9 protein-coding genes and 2 tRNA genes are annotated in these 13,429 nt (G+C 48.8%); 2 read left to right on the top strand and 9 right to left on the bottom strand.

Annotated features, from left to right (window positions below; all coding sequences use genetic code 11):
* Positions 1–9 precede the first annotated feature (9 nt).
* Positions 10–2,682, top strand: a complete 2,673-nt coding sequence (locus ACO05Z_RS04660) for a sulfatase-like hydrolase/transferase (RefSeq protein WP_421900997.1) — start codon at positions 10–12, stop codon at positions 2,680–2,682.
* A gap of 89 nt (positions 2,683–2,771) precedes the next feature.
* On the opposite strand, the gene ACO05Z_RS04655 is transcribed toward ACO05Z_RS04660, so the two are convergent.
* The 5 genes from ACO05Z_RS04655 to der all read right to left on the bottom strand — a co-directional run bounded on the left by ACO05Z_RS04655 (position 2,772) and on the right by der (position 6,671).
* Positions 2,772–3,890 (bottom strand): carbon-nitrogen hydrolase family protein, encoded by a 1,119-nt coding sequence (locus tag ACO05Z_RS04655; protein WP_421900995.1) that lies wholly within the window; start codon positions 3,888–3,890, stop codon positions 2,772–2,774.
* Positions 3,891–4,044: 154 nt separating this feature from the next.
* Positions 4,045–4,136: transfer RNA gene (locus ACO05Z_RS04650), tRNA-Ser, on the bottom strand.
* Positions 4,137–4,277: 141 nt separating this feature from the next.
* Positions 4,278–4,934, bottom strand: coding sequence for a response regulator (locus ACO05Z_RS04645; protein WP_421900993.1), 657 nt, complete (start codon positions 4,932–4,934; stop codon positions 4,278–4,280).
* 188 nt (positions 4,935–5,122) lie between these two features.
* Positions 5,123–5,217, bottom strand: a tRNA-Ser gene (locus tag ACO05Z_RS04640).
* Between the two features lie 101 nt (positions 5,218–5,318).
* Positions 5,319–6,671, bottom strand: a complete 1,353-nt coding sequence (gene der, locus ACO05Z_RS04635) for a ribosome biogenesis GTPase Der (protein ID WP_421900991.1) — start codon at positions 6,669–6,671, stop codon at positions 5,319–5,321.
* A 358-nt stretch (positions 6,672–7,029) separates the two neighbouring features.
* Between der and ACO05Z_RS04630 the strand changes: the two genes are divergently transcribed.
* Positions 7,030–7,737: a hypothetical protein gene (locus tag ACO05Z_RS04630; RefSeq protein ID WP_421900989.1), complete on the top strand. Its 708-nt coding sequence runs from the start codon at positions 7,030–7,032 to the stop codon at positions 7,735–7,737.
* A 64-nt stretch (positions 7,738–7,801) separates the two neighbouring features.
* On the opposite strand, the gene mtnA is transcribed toward ACO05Z_RS04630, so the two are convergent.
* The 4 genes from mtnA to ACO05Z_RS04610 all read right to left on the bottom strand — a co-directional run bounded on the left by mtnA (position 7,802) and on the right by ACO05Z_RS04610 (position 13,428).
* Positions 7,802–8,842 (bottom strand): S-methyl-5-thioribose-1-phosphate isomerase, encoded by a 1,041-nt coding sequence (gene mtnA, locus ACO05Z_RS04625; protein ID WP_421900987.1) that lies wholly within the window; start codon positions 8,840–8,842, stop codon positions 7,802–7,804.
* Positions 8,843–8,860: 18 nt separating this feature from the next.
* Positions 8,861–10,306 (bottom strand): Asp-tRNA(Asn)/Glu-tRNA(Gln) amidotransferase subunit GatB, encoded by a 1,446-nt coding sequence (gene gatB, locus ACO05Z_RS04620; protein ID WP_421900985.1) that lies wholly within the window; start codon positions 10,304–10,306, stop codon positions 8,861–8,863.
* An 89-nt stretch (positions 10,307–10,395) separates the two neighbouring features.
* Positions 10,396–11,676 carry an MltA domain-containing protein gene (locus ACO05Z_RS04615; protein WP_421900983.1) on the bottom strand — a complete coding sequence of 427 codons (1,281 nt, stop codon included), beginning with the start codon at positions 11,674–11,676 and terminating at the stop codon, positions 10,396–10,398.
* Between the two features lie 6 nt (positions 11,677–11,682).
* Positions 11,683–13,428 carry an ARMT1-like domain-containing protein gene (locus ACO05Z_RS04610; RefSeq protein ID WP_421900981.1) on the bottom strand — a complete coding sequence of 582 codons (1,746 nt, stop codon included), beginning with the start codon at positions 13,426–13,428 and terminating at the stop codon, positions 11,683–11,685.
* Position 13,429 lies beyond the last annotated feature (1 nt).

Genomic DNA, 13,429 nt, shown 5'->3' with positions numbered 1-13,429 from the left:
CCACTTCAAATGAAAAACATCATCTGGATCGTAATCGATACCTTAAGGTCGGACATGCTGGCATCATGTCTTTCTGAGACAGCTGTCTACAATGAAATTGATGAAGTAATTGAACAGGGAGTCCTGTTTACTGATGTCATGACCAGCGGCGGCTCAACCAGAATATCAGCCCCTTCGTATTTCTCATCCCTGCGCCCCGGGCTGACAGGGATGATTCATCACGGAGTGCAGACTATCCGCAATTTCAAAGACGACGTCCTGACCGTAACCGAGCACTTCAAGCACTACGGTTACCAGACCTTCCGCTGGGATGACAGCAGTCTAGACTCCTGCCAGCCCAAACGGGGATTTGATGTATTTGAATCCGGCTATCCCACCCTTGAACACACCCCTCACCGGGATTACGACAATGACCGGCGCGATGCGTTCATTGCCAGAGTCCGCCAAAGCAAGAAACCATTCTTCGTAAACTTTCACCTTGATTATATTCACGATTTCGGCGGCAACCAGAAAACAAGCTGGACCACAGATGAATATCTCAAGGTTGTTTCCCGGCAGTCTAGAGACTTCAAGGCTCTATGGGATAAAATCAACCCCGGCCCGGAAGATATCGTTGTTGTAACTTCGGACCATGGCTGCATTCTGGACGAAAACTACATTGAATATGACAAGACCATGCCGTGGGGTTTTGCCAATAACAAAACCCGCGTTTTTGCATCCTTTATTGCCGAAGGCCTTACCCCAACTAAAAAGCATGAACTCATTCGGTCAATAGACATCGCACCGACCCTGCTCGATCTTGCACTCGGGAAGGAGATGAAAGCGCAGGGAATCAGCCTGAAATCCGTGCTCGAAGGTGATCCAGTTCCGGAATTGATCGGAATAGCCGAACGAAACGTGAGCCTTGAAGTAACGAGTGTCACTGACTATGCCTGTGTGCGGAAGCAGAACTGGGCTTTATACTTTCGTAAAGGCAAGCCGATGGCCCTTTATGATAATTCAGAGGGAATGTATGTAACCGACCTTCTCGGCACGGGATTACCCATTGAAGAGGAGCTGCTGAGCTTCTATCGGGAACTGGTTCTTGAAGGTCCCCAGACTGCGTCTGAGCTTTATGCGCAAACAGGTATTTCCATTGCAAAAATCAGAAGTGAAATGGAAGCCAGCATTTTACTCCCGGTTTACGCCTGGAATGAAGAAACTAGATTGTGCATTAACGCTCTGCTCGACCAGATTCTTAACACTGAATTGATCCTGCTGGACGCAGATAACAGCGGAGCAGTGGAGAAAAAAATAAAAGCAAGATATAATAACTGCCATTACTTGCGCTATGTGGATGTAAAAGGACTCTCCCTGCACAAGATGCTCAATAGAGGACTGGAGCTGGCCAAAGCACCATTTACGGTTACCGCCACGCCGAATTGTCAATACACGGAAAATTTCTGCTACAGTCTGCGTGAAATGTTCCTGTCAAAAACCGACACAGTACTCAGCTACTCGAACCTGAAAAGGCTCATCGATGATAATCGGGAGATGGAGTATATCGGCAATGACGACTGCTTTGATGAACTTATCTTTTCCCGACTCGGTTCAGGTTTTGAACACAAGACTTCCACAGCAGCGTACTCTCTTCCCCATTTCAATGAAATCGGTGCCTGCGCGATGTTTGAAACTGAAACCATACGCAATGCCGGTGGTTTTTCTCCCAGCGCAACAGATGTGCTAGGCAAGACATGGTACAAACTGAACAGAATCGGCAGAATCAGGCATGTAAACAAAGGACTGGTAATTTCAAAAGATAAAACCATCCTCAGACCGGTCATGCCGCTCACTAAAAATGAATATGATTTCAAAGTCAGCATCATAGTTCCGATTAAGGATGAAACTGAGCAGAAACTACTGCCCATGTTTCTGACCACATTATCCCATCAAACGGAAAAGACTGTTGAAGTGCTTCTGCTCAGCCAGTCTGCCGAAACTGGCTTAATGTCCACTCTGGCAAAAAATCTACCAGAACTAAGGATCAGAACCGTAACCCGTTCAGGTGAATTTCATGACCTGCTCAACAGCGGACTCTACGCAGCCCGTGGCGAATACATTTTCTGGGCGGATATTTCCGACAAACTCCTTCCTCACTGCCTGGCCGCCTTGCTGGAACAGATAGAAGGCAAAAGCGATGTAACGGCAGTAAAATGCGGACACTCCCTGCATGGGACAAGCAATAGTGCCAAAGAGGTACAACCCATGGGACAGGTCCGGGAAATGCTCTGCGAAATATGCGACCTTAGAGGCCTGCTCTATAAGCGCAGGCTGCACAACGATGTCGGTATTTTCAGGGCACCCAATGAACAGGAACAGGGGTGGGACATGTGCGTCCGGCTGGCTCTTGTTGAGCCGATTGTTACCATCGAAGAACCGCTGATCATTGCAAGCAGGACCTTCCAGTTCAACATGCAGCCATCTCTTGAGTCATATCACCGGATACTTCGCAGTTCCATCAACTCCATGGGCAATGCAGTTGATTTGGTCAGACTTTACGAAGACGACTTCCGCCGTCATCGGGCAGATGAAGCCCGCTATATTCTTGAAGATGAAATGATGCTGACCCTGAAATTAATCAACCAAAGCGGCATCAGCTCCGGGGCACTGCTCCGGGTCCCCAAAGCCCATGTAACCAAGTAAAATATCGAATAGAACTGCCCCAAAAGCAGGCTATCAATGATCCCGGATCGGCACTAAAGCTGATCCGGGATTTTCATAAGCAGCCGAAATTATCGCAGAATCTCTTTCCCGTTTTTATGGATCGGATATTCAAATCCGCTCTCTAAAAAATCAACCTTGGTCTTCAGTAGTTCTTTATAGAGATCAGGCCTGCGGTCTTTTAAGTAGTAATAATCCTGCTCAGGATGGGTCGGCCCATAGTACTCAGGGATAATATCAGCGATGAGCATGGTATCCTGCTGATGCCCAGCCTTGACGAGAATATCCCCGTGAGGTCCGATAATTATGCTGTTGCCGCGATAATGCCATTCTCCTGTCTCTCGCTTCTCGTATCCGGCACGGTTGCTGTAGGCGTAAAACACATTATTAGCGTAGGCAAAGGCAGGCAGAAGCAAGGTTGAAACATCAGGATAGGGAACCGCACTGCGTTTGCCGTTAGGCATGGTGTAATAGCAGTCCGCAGCCGTCGGCCCCACAATTAACTTAGCGCCCTGAAGGGCAAGTGACCTGACCAGTTCCGGGAATTCATTTTCATAGCAGTTCAGCACGCCTACTGGAAAACCAAAGACTTTAAACATCTTGGGCGGTGTATCACCAAACGACCAGTTAGCGCGCTCCTGCCCGGCATAGAGCTGGACTTTACGGTAGCTGTCCAAAAGCTCGCCGCGCTCGTTGATGATGGCAATGGAGTCAAAAAACTGCATTCCCGCCTTGGTCTTAGCCTTCTCAGCATAAGGCACAATCAGGGCCATATTCAGTTTCTTGGCAATTGTCCGGGCACGACTGATACTGGGGCCGTCTTTAAACTCAGCAACCTTCCTAGCCTGCTCAGGACTTAATGTGTACCCGGTAACGTAAAGTTCAGGAAAGGAAAGCAGCTGCACACCACGTTGTTTGGCTAATTCTGCGACCTTTTCCAAGCGGTCCATATTCTTGACAGAAGCACCGGGACCGCAATCAGCCTGCGCCTGATATACACCCAGCCTGATACCCTTCCCTGCCTCCGGCAATTCACCGTAAACCGAATCCTTAAACATCAGCTTGCGGTAACTATCCATGACCGTATCACCATACTCCGGGGTACAGCAGTCCGGGCATGGCGGCCCTGCCCAAGCAAATACATTCAGCGCAAACAGGATCACCAGACTGAAACTAAATATTTTCCTCATCATATCCCCCTATGAGTAGATTTGCTGCCGCAAGGATTCAGGGCAGATTTTAGGGAATGATAGCAGATATGATGGGTTGAAGCACGGGGAAAGGTGAGTGGGGGAGGAGAACAAAAAAGGCCCTGACTTTTCAGTCAGGGCCTTACTTATATTCTGGCGGAGAGGGAGGGATTCGAACCCCCGGAGGGCTTGCACCCTCAATAGTTTTCAAGACTACCGCGTTCAACCGGACTCTGCCACCTCTCCAAAACGTGAGAAAAGAACTTTGCCGAACTTGTCTCAGATGTCAACCTTTTTTTAAATATAATTCAAAGAAATATGTTTGTAAATGCAGCGAGAATTCTCAATGATCCAGCAGGACTCAAACTACCCGTCCTACTGCCTTCTTTATAGGTAGATACCCTTTTCTTTAAGCTCTTCGCCATAAGCCTTCAGTTCCGCTTTAGAACGCAAACCAAGCTTCTTCATGAAATTGGAACGGTGCTTTTCAACGGTCTTGATGCTGATGACCAGCAAATCAGCTATTTCGCGATTTTTATACCCGGCAATGACCTGCTTCAGGACCTCACGCTCGCGTTCGGTAAGAGAGTCAAGGCTGTCGCAACTGTTGCTGCGTTCCCTTTGCAGAAATCCTTTGGCCACTTCCGCTGAAATATCCGGGGCAAGATAAACCTTGCCTTCCATGACTGTTTCAATAGCCATGACCAGTTCTTTACTGGATGAGGTCTTGAGCACGTATCCGCTGGCGCCGGCATCAAGGGCGGAAAAAATATGGTCAGGCTCTACGTGGGCAGTCAGAGCCAAAAACTTCGTCTTACCTTCCCCGGCAAGCTCCTGAATGGCCTGTACGCCACTCTTAACGGGCATGGAAAGATCCATTAGCACAACATCCGGATTCAAACGCCTGCAAAGGCGTACCGCCTCCTCACCGTTCTCAGCCATACCGAGCACACTGATTCCCGGCTGGGCCTTAAGAATAGTCTTAAGCCCTTCCCGCACCAACGCATGATCATCAGCAATAACGACATTAACCAAATTTAACATTGAGCACCCAAATATAGCAAATAATGAGGAATAGCCCCTACAGCACCGAGAACTAATTATTAGCAGGAAAACGAGTCAAATAGCAACCGACTCGTGAGGCTTATTAGTTACATTATTTCAACCAATTACAAAGCCCCTATAAAGCAAAAAGGCAGCTGGATTACTCCAGCTGCCTTTCGACTTTCATGTGGCGGAGAGGGAGGGATTTGAACCCTCGATAGAGTTTTAAGCCCTATACTCGCTTAGCAGGCGAGCGCCTTCAGCCGTGCTCGGCCACCTCTCCGTATATGTGGTGAAGAAGCGTGATCCGCTTCACTCACTCAGGAAGCGTTGTAATACATCCGCGCCCCCTGACTGTCAACAACATTTTTAAATTTTTTTGAATTATTTATGAACTATATCTTCTTTTGCCCTGAAAGTTGAGCGGAAGACAATATTCAGGGGTGCAATCTTCACATTCAGGATCTTACGAAGCCTGTTTTCCAGAAAACGATGATAAGTAGGCTTAATCAATTTTTCATCATTGATGAAGAAAATAAAGGTTGGCGGCTCATCATCAGCTTGAGTAACATACTTAAATTTAGCCCTTCTGCGTTTAACCACAGGAGGCTGATGTTTCTCGATAACTTCTTTCATTATACGGTTCAACTGTCCGGTAGAAATACGGATCGAACACTCTTTCTTCAACTTGCTGGCAAGAGCAAGAATACCGCCCAGACCGGATTTGGATATACAGGAAGTATAAACAACAGGCACGTGATGAGCGATACGCAAGGCTCTTTCAAAACCTTCACGCAGAGCGGTCCGCTCTTGTTTGGAAACAAGGTCAACCTTGTTCACTGCAATGATGAAGGGAACTGCCTCACGCAGCAGGTATTCCAAGAGGCGCTTGTCCTGCTTGGTAATCCCGGCAATGGCATCCACCACCATGATGGTAACATCGGCCTTGGTGCTGCTCTTCAGGGCACGTACAACACTGAACCGCTCAATGGTATCGGTAATGTTGGTCCGGCGGCGAACCCCGGCAGTGTCCACAAAGGTATAAATTTTTCCGCCACTCTCGAAAGTAACGTCAACGCTGTCACGGGTTGTTCCGGCAACATCACTGACGATAACCCGCTCTTCCCCGGTCAGGGCATTGACCATGGAGGACTTACCCGCATTGGGACGGCCGAGCATGGCGATTTTGAGACCTTTAGCCTCTTCATCCTCTTCCTCATACTCAATTCCGGAGGCAAGGGCCATGTCGGCTACCTTTTCACGCAATTCAAGCAGATTAAAGCCGTGCTCGGCGGAAACTGCCATCATTTCAAAGCCAAGAGCATGAAAATCAGCGGTGGCAGTTGCTTCCAGTTCCGATCCGTCAACCTTGTTGACCAGCAGCAGGATAGGCTTGTTGCTCTGGCGGATGTAAGCGGCAACCTGCTCATCGAGCTGGGTAATACCGGTGCGCCCGTCAACAACAAGGATAAGGGCCTGAGACTCTTCGATGGCTTCGCGAGCCTGTTCAAAGATGTCGCCCTGAAATTCTTCTGAATCATTATCACTTTCCATGACCAGACCGCCTGTGTCGATCAGGGCATAGTGGACGCCGTTGTAATTACCTTCGGCGTAAATGCGGTCACGGGTAATGCCGGGCATATCATGGGTGATTGCCCTTTTTTTCCTCAACAACCTGTTGAATAAAGTGGACTTCCCAACGTTAGGGCGTCCGATAAGTGCGATGGTTGGCAGCATGGCTGGCCTCCGAAAAAGAATGAATGCAATCCACGGAAAGCTCTGTTTCCGTGAGTAGCAGTATATATCAAAAAAAGCGGGAAGACATCCGCTTCCCGCTATTAAAATCTCCTTAAAGGAGTCCTATTGCACAATGAGTATGGGGCTGTAAAGAATTTATTGAGGATTTTGAATTTGGAATATAGGACAGACCCCGGACCAATGGAATGAGAAAGAACCTGACTACTGCCAGAGCACAGGCGCAAGACTTGAAGCGTAGTGCCAAAACTGAAATAAAAACTTAAAATCGATTTTAAGAGTAAAACAATATACAATCAAAGCTATGAATCCAGCATCTTACTTTCGGAGTTCTAAACACATGCTTTCCCGCATAATCTTAATAGCTTGCACATTTTATATTTACCACTGCAGCCCGGTCTTTGCTGCTGAAATATGGAAAGTTGCTACGCTTAATTGGGAACCTTATGCCGACAGCAAAATTTCGTCACAAGGAACTGCCATTACCACCTTGCGAGAAATACTTAAACAGGCTGACATAGAGCTGGTTGTCGAATTTTATCCATGGACCAGAGCCAAAGGAATGGCCCGGAGAAAAGACTTTGTAGGCTATTTCCCATCATGGCATGAAGCAGTAATCGATGGATTTGTTCCGTCCTCCGCTGTAGCATGGTCAGGATACGGGGTTATGACCTACAAAGATTCTGGATTGGAGTGGAAGGGACTGGAAGAACTTTTCAAACATCGGATCGGCTTGGTCCCCTCCTACATTTACCCCGGTGATGTCAGTAAAATGGCAAAACGATATCCGGACAAAGTAGACTCAACCCCCAACGAACTTTCACTGGTAAAAAAACTATCTAAAAAGCGCTTCAAGGCAGCCATATCTGGCCCTGAAGTCATGCGCTACATTGCAAACAAACACGGAATCACAAACATAGTAACCCTGCACTCATTCCCACCTAAAGAAATGGTCCTCGCCTTCCGTGATGAGCCTGACAACCAAGCGCGCATGGTTTTGTTTGAAAAATTGCTTAAGCAGTATTTTGCTTCTGCGAAGGGAAAATAAAAAACTCCTGAGCCGTCAAACTCAGGAGTTTTTTATCGAATATTTTTACCGTACTATCGACGGATTACTCTTCCTCGAAAAGCTTCTTGATAGCCTCAGTGTAAGGAGGTCTGAGCACACCCTTTTCGGTGATGATCCCGGCGATGAGTTCGTTGGGAGTCGGGTCGAAGGCAAAGTTGAAAACTTCCACGCCCTCGGGAGTGATGCGGTGATCGCCCACGTGGGTTACTTCGGTGGGGGTGCGGTCTTCGATGGGCACATCGTCACCGGTGGGAGTTTCGGGGTCAATGGTATAGACCGGAGCGGCAACGTAAAACGGAATACCGAATTCACGGGCCAGCAGGGCCACGCCGTAGGTTCCGATCTTGTTTACAGCATCACCATTGGCGGTAACACGGTCCGCGCCTACAACGACTTTCTGAACCAAACCTTTCTTCATCAGCAATGCGCAGGCATTGTCGCAGGCAACCTTTACCGGGATACCGTCACGATGCAGCTCGTATGCTGTCAGGCGAGCTCCCTGAAGGAAAGGACGAGTTTCGTTAGCGATAACGGAAACCTTCTTGCCCTGATCAACAGCTCCGCGAACAACCCCAAGAGCGGTACCGTAACCTGCGGTAGCCAGAGCTCCTGCATTGCAATGGGTCATGATGGTGTCGCCGTCATCCATGAGCTCGCCACCGAACTTACCGATATCTTCGCACATGCGGATGTCGTCCACATGGATTTCTTTTGCACGCTTGAGCCAGATGTCGCAGAGTTCGTCGAGAGATACATCCCCTGCTTCAGCCCAGATACGTCTCATTTCACGCACAGCCCAGCGCAGGTTAACTGCGGTAGGACGGGCGTTTTCGATCTTATCGAGATTCTTTTCCAGCTCGGCTTTCCAGTCGGCACTGCCTGCAACTTCACGACCTGCAAGGTAGCAGCCGTAAGCAGCGGTCACGCCGATAGCCGGAGCACCACGCACAACCATGACCACGAGAGCCTCAACGATATCGTCAGTGGTCTTGCAGTCGAACCAGTCCTCACGGGTAGGCAGGTAACGCTGGTCCAACAGAACGAGGGCATCTTTCTCAGCAGAGAACTGAATATGTTCGGTCATTTTTAAATCTCGCTTTGGTTATGAAAGTTTTTCGGAAATCATCTTGCTGACCATACCGGGGTTCGCTTTACCCTTGGTCTCGCGCATGATCTGTCCCATGAAGAAACTCATCAGCTTTTTCTTACCACCCTTGAAAGCTTCAACCTCGTCAGGGTTGTCAGCCAGAACTTTGTCTACCACGGCTTCGAGGGAGGAGCTGTCGGAAATCTGAACCAGTCCTTTATCTTTGACGTACTTTTCAGGATCAAGGCCGTTGGTGAAGACATCGTTAAAAATATCCTTACCGATCTTGATGCTGATGGTATCTTTATCAACAAGCTGAATCAGCTTTGCCATCATCTCCGCTTTAAACTTACACTCAGCCACAGTCATTTCAGACTGGTGAAGTTCACGTAAAAAGTCGCCTTTGATCCAGTTAACGACCTTCTTGGGATCGTTATGGGTATCAAGCACTTCCTCAAAGTAATCGGCAATGTCTTTTTCAGAGCTGATCAGCTCAGCATCATCTTCGCTGAGTTCCATGTCGTCGATGAAGCGGGCTTTACGCTCAGCGGGCAGTTCGGGCAGGGATGCCTGCCATTCGCCCATCCATTCGTCAGCAATAACCAGCGGAACGAGGTCCGGATCCGGGAAGTAACGGTAGTCGTGAGCTTCTTCCTTACCACGCATGGAATGAGTAGTACCCTTGTCCGCATCATAGAGACGGGTTTCCTGTACTACTTTCTCGCCGTCTTCAATGAGGTCAATCTGACGGGCAACTTCGTAGCGGATAGCCTTATGGATGTTGCGGAAGGAGTTGATATTTTTCAGCTCTGCACGGGTACCGAATTCCTTCTGCCCCACAGGACGCACGGAAATGTTAGCGTCACAACGGAAAGAACCTTCTTCAAGGTTACCGTCACAGATGCCAAGGTAAAGCAGGATGGAACGCAGGGCCTTAAGGTACGCAACAGCTTCATCAGCGCTGCGCATGTCCGGCTCACTTACGATCTCGATAAGCGGCACACCGGTACGGTTCAGGTCCACGAAGCTGGCATTTTCAGCAGCGGAGTGGATGTTTTTACCGGCATCTTCTTCCATATGTATACGGGTGATACCGATACGCTTGGACTGTTTTTCGCCGTCCGCATCTTCCCATGAAATATCAAGGTGACCGTGCTCGCAGATAGGCAGGTCAAACTGGGAGATCTGGTAGCCCTTAGGCAGGTCGGGGTAAAAGTAGTTCTTACGGGCGAAAATGGATTTCTGGTTCACGGTACAATTGGTAGCCAGCCCCATCTTGGCAGCGTATTCCATTACTTTTTCGTTCAGGACCGGAAGTACACCGGGCATACCGGAGCAGACTTCACAAACGTTCTCGTTGGGGGCCTTACCGAATTCAGTGGAACAACCGCAGAAAATCTTGGTCTTGGTCTTAAGCTGGGCGTGAACTTCAAGCCCGATAACAGTTTCAAACTGAGTCATTATATATAAGCTCCTTTTGCCTCCGGCGGCTTAACCCCTTTTACTCTGGCTTCGCCGCAGGTAACATTAGATTTTTCTTTTAAAGATAATTATCTACGCAGGGCAGATTTACTTATCAATAAATATACGGGCACGTGCGTTTTGAGGTGATGCGCCGGATATTTGAATTGGTTTCCGGTCCCGATGTAATAATCGAGTCGCGTGCCTTTAATTGCCTTCCCGGTATCCTGTGCCAGTCCAATGCCGTTAACCCGGCGGGAAGGACGGCCTTTTTTGGGATAAATGTCCGTGCGAAAACCGACAATGGAACCGAGCGGAATGAGTTGCGGATCCGTGGCAAGGCTGACCATTGATTTCAAGGGCTTGCCAATAGCCGCCTGAGGCTGTCCACGGGTAACCTTGAAAAAGATATAGCTTTCATTCTTGGCCATCAGCTCCCACATCTGCTGGGGATGATTAAGCAGCCAGGACTTGATCTTCTCGCGGGACAACTGGCTTTTTTTGAGCACCCCGCTGTGAAGCATGATACTGCCCAGCCCCTTAAAAGACCTGCCGTTACTACCGCTGAAAACTGCGGTCCGCAACCTTCCATCGGGAAGACGCAAAACACCACCTCCCTGCACATGCATATAAAACAAGTCTACGGGGTCCTTAAGCCAAGCAACTTCCAGCCCCCGACCAGCGAGAACCTTGTCGATGTCGATAGCACGGCGGGAATGATACGGGAGTATTTTGCCATTTTCAACCCGATAAGCCTTACGCAACTGCTCAGACCACGGATGGGTCTGTCCCGGACGGGCTTTACGCAGATCGGGAGGAAGCCTGTAGACCGGATATTTGTACGGCCCCTTTTTGGTCAGGCTGGCCGCGATAACCGGGGTGTAATAGCCGGTCATCTCCGCGCCGGACTGGAGTTCATACCAGACAAAATACTTGCCAAGCAACTCCGGATTCCGGTCCAATCTAGGCAGCAATCTTTCAAGGTCTTCCAGTGACTTACGCAGCTGTCCCCAAGTGAGACGAAGCTCTTTGCGTCTGAGAGCCAGCCCACCGGAGGGATTGCGCTGAACATATTCAATGGATTTTCGAATCTGCGGACCAAGATCACGCCAAGAGCGCAGGCTTTGGCTCTGCGCAGAAAGCTTACGCGCGGCAACGGTTGACGACTGCTGCGGCAATTTGGAATAGCGCACAGGACCGGAAATAAACTTCCCGCTTGCTTTTTTGCTTTTCCAGACCTTGGTTTTAGTACGCTGCGAAACAACCCTTTTTTTGGGCAGAGTGCTGACCTTGGTCGCACAGCCGCAAAGAAGGACTGAAAACAGGCAAAAAACCGCCAGTAATCTGATGATGGAAATATTTTTTTTCATTTTGATTTAAGACTCGATAACCACGTCACTGAATCGACCGACTCCATATTCGCGCCGTCTAAGGAATTTATCTGGCCCGGGGCCGATAATCTGCAATTCGCGATGACGTTTCTGCACGTCCTGCGCAATGTGCATTTCCTTGGTACAGCCGGTGGAATAAGTGGCGTCTTTGCCCGCCCAGACCGGGGGTACTCTTTCACCCATTAATTCAAAGCTCTTCTCGATATCAGCATAAGTCTGGAAACGCCAGATGGTAATAAACCCGCTACGCTGAACCTTCTCCCACATGAACATAAGGTCATCAGCGTCCATGCCTTCTTCAAAATGCTCTGCCGGGTTTATAATATAGGTATCGGCAAGCCTATCGCGTAGATGTCCGACAAAAGTATTCAGCACTTTGATGGCCGTATCAACCTGTCCGGGAATACTGCCTACGATGGCGCTGTAAAACATAACAGCCTTGCGTTCACTGCGGGCCTGCTGCATCTCGGCAATAATTTCGTTAGCCTTGGCGGAAATACCTGCTTCGGTAAATTTATTAACCTTCGGCGACTTGGCTTTAAAATCAAGTTTAAAATCACCTTCGAGGTTACGGTAAAAGCAAATGATATCTCGGGTAAAAAGGTTGCTGTTGCCAATAAGCCTGCGCCTGTTCCCCCAGCCCTTGGCAATAATCAGATCGGATTCCTTCCATGCTCTGGCAAAGGTGACACTGCAACGGATCAGGTTCAGCCGTTCCCTTGTACCGTCGGAAATAACCACAAACGGATTCTCCCGTAGACTTGAAAGAAGATCGTTCTTGGAAATCCTTTCCTCTGAAACAAACAAGGCGTCCTTGAGTGCATCCGCCAACAGGGGGTTGCTTTCGCGGTCCCAGAAGGTTGGTGAATCAAACCAGAAACCTTCCTTCAGGGCGAGGATGACGCTATGTCCCTGACGCAGCAAAGATTTGATCATCAGCAGGTCAGCCATCAGTCCACCGGTTTCATCCGGTATAAACAAAATCTTCAGCGCGCCTTCATTCCCATGGAAGACATCACGAACAGGCGTAAAATCAACCTTGTCCCGGGAATACATCTTGGAAAAAATCTTATAATCTTCACCGAACAAAGCCTGACTCCACTGATCCGGCAAACTGGAAAGGCGGAACACACGTTCCAGCTCAATCATATCCAGTTCAAAGCGCATGTCCGCAAGATTCTCGCAATCCGGAACAGGATAAGGGCAGGATTCCATGGACTGCTTAAAGAAATCACTTTCAACAAAAGCCTTGCCCCGGCTGAACAACAGCTCCTTGCGGTTACGGTAAGGATCATCCAGCCCACTGCGTGAAAGGAAAATGGTGATCATGTTCTTGAGCAGACGCAAGGGAATCATGATGGAAGAATCAAGGGCCTGCTTGAATTTGTGGCGGCAGAGATTGAGGATAAGCTTACGCTGGTAACGGTCGGAAACATGATTCTTGACCAGCTTGACCAAAGCCCGCCAGACATAGGCATAAACATCCAGCAGATCCTGCTCCAGTCCCGGAGTGACCAGCCTGTTGAACTGCCAGTCCGAACAGGGAGCAAAGACCTGATTATCATCAAGGGCAACCATGAACCGCAATTGTTCCGGAGATGCATTCTTAACCGGATCGATAATACTTTCCAAATGGTTGGCGGTCATAAAATGGAGAAGCCAGGCATCAAAAACCGGGTCTTCACCGTACTTAAGATCTTTAATGGATGTAAAATCAGGCAGAATGCTCACT

Origin of the sequence: Maridesulfovibrio sp. (assembly GCF_965230075.1) — a bacterium.
GTDB lineage: Bacteria > Desulfobacterota > Desulfovibrionia > Desulfovibrionales > Desulfovibrionaceae > Maridesulfovibrio.
Note: the sequence above shows the minus strand (reverse complement) of the source record. Positions and strands in the feature narration are given on the sequence as shown.

Excerpts from the sequence above, each read along its gene's own strand:
- ACO05Z_RS04655 (WP_421900995.1), bottom strand. The coding sequence starts at position 3,890 with ATGAGGAAAATATTTAGTTTCAGTCTGGTGATCCTGTTTGCGCTGAAT.
- gatB (WP_421900985.1), bottom strand. The coding sequence starts at position 10,306 with ATGACTCAGTTTGAAACTGTTATCGGGCTTGAAGTTCACGCCCAGCTT.
- ACO05Z_RS04660 (WP_421900997.1), top strand. The coding sequence starts at position 10 with ATGAAAAACATCATCTGGATCGTAATCGATACCTTAAGGTCGGACATG.
- der (WP_421900991.1), bottom strand. The coding sequence starts at position 6,671 with ATGCTGCCAACCATCGCACTTATCGGACGCCCTAACGTTGGGAAGTCC.
- ACO05Z_RS04630 (WP_421900989.1), top strand. The coding sequence starts at position 7,030 with ATGCTTTCCCGCATAATCTTAATAGCTTGCACATTTTATATTTACCAC.
- ACO05Z_RS04615 (WP_421900983.1), bottom strand. The coding sequence starts at position 11,676 with ATGAAAAAAAATATTTCCATCATCAGATTACTGGCGGTTTTTTGCCTG.
- mtnA (WP_421900987.1), bottom strand. The coding sequence starts at position 8,842 with ATGACCGAACATATTCAGTTCTCTGCTGAGAAAGATGCCCTCGTTCTG.
- ACO05Z_RS04645 (WP_421900993.1), bottom strand. The coding sequence starts at position 4,934 with ATGTTAAATTTGGTTAATGTCGTTATTGCTGATGATCATGCGTTGGTG.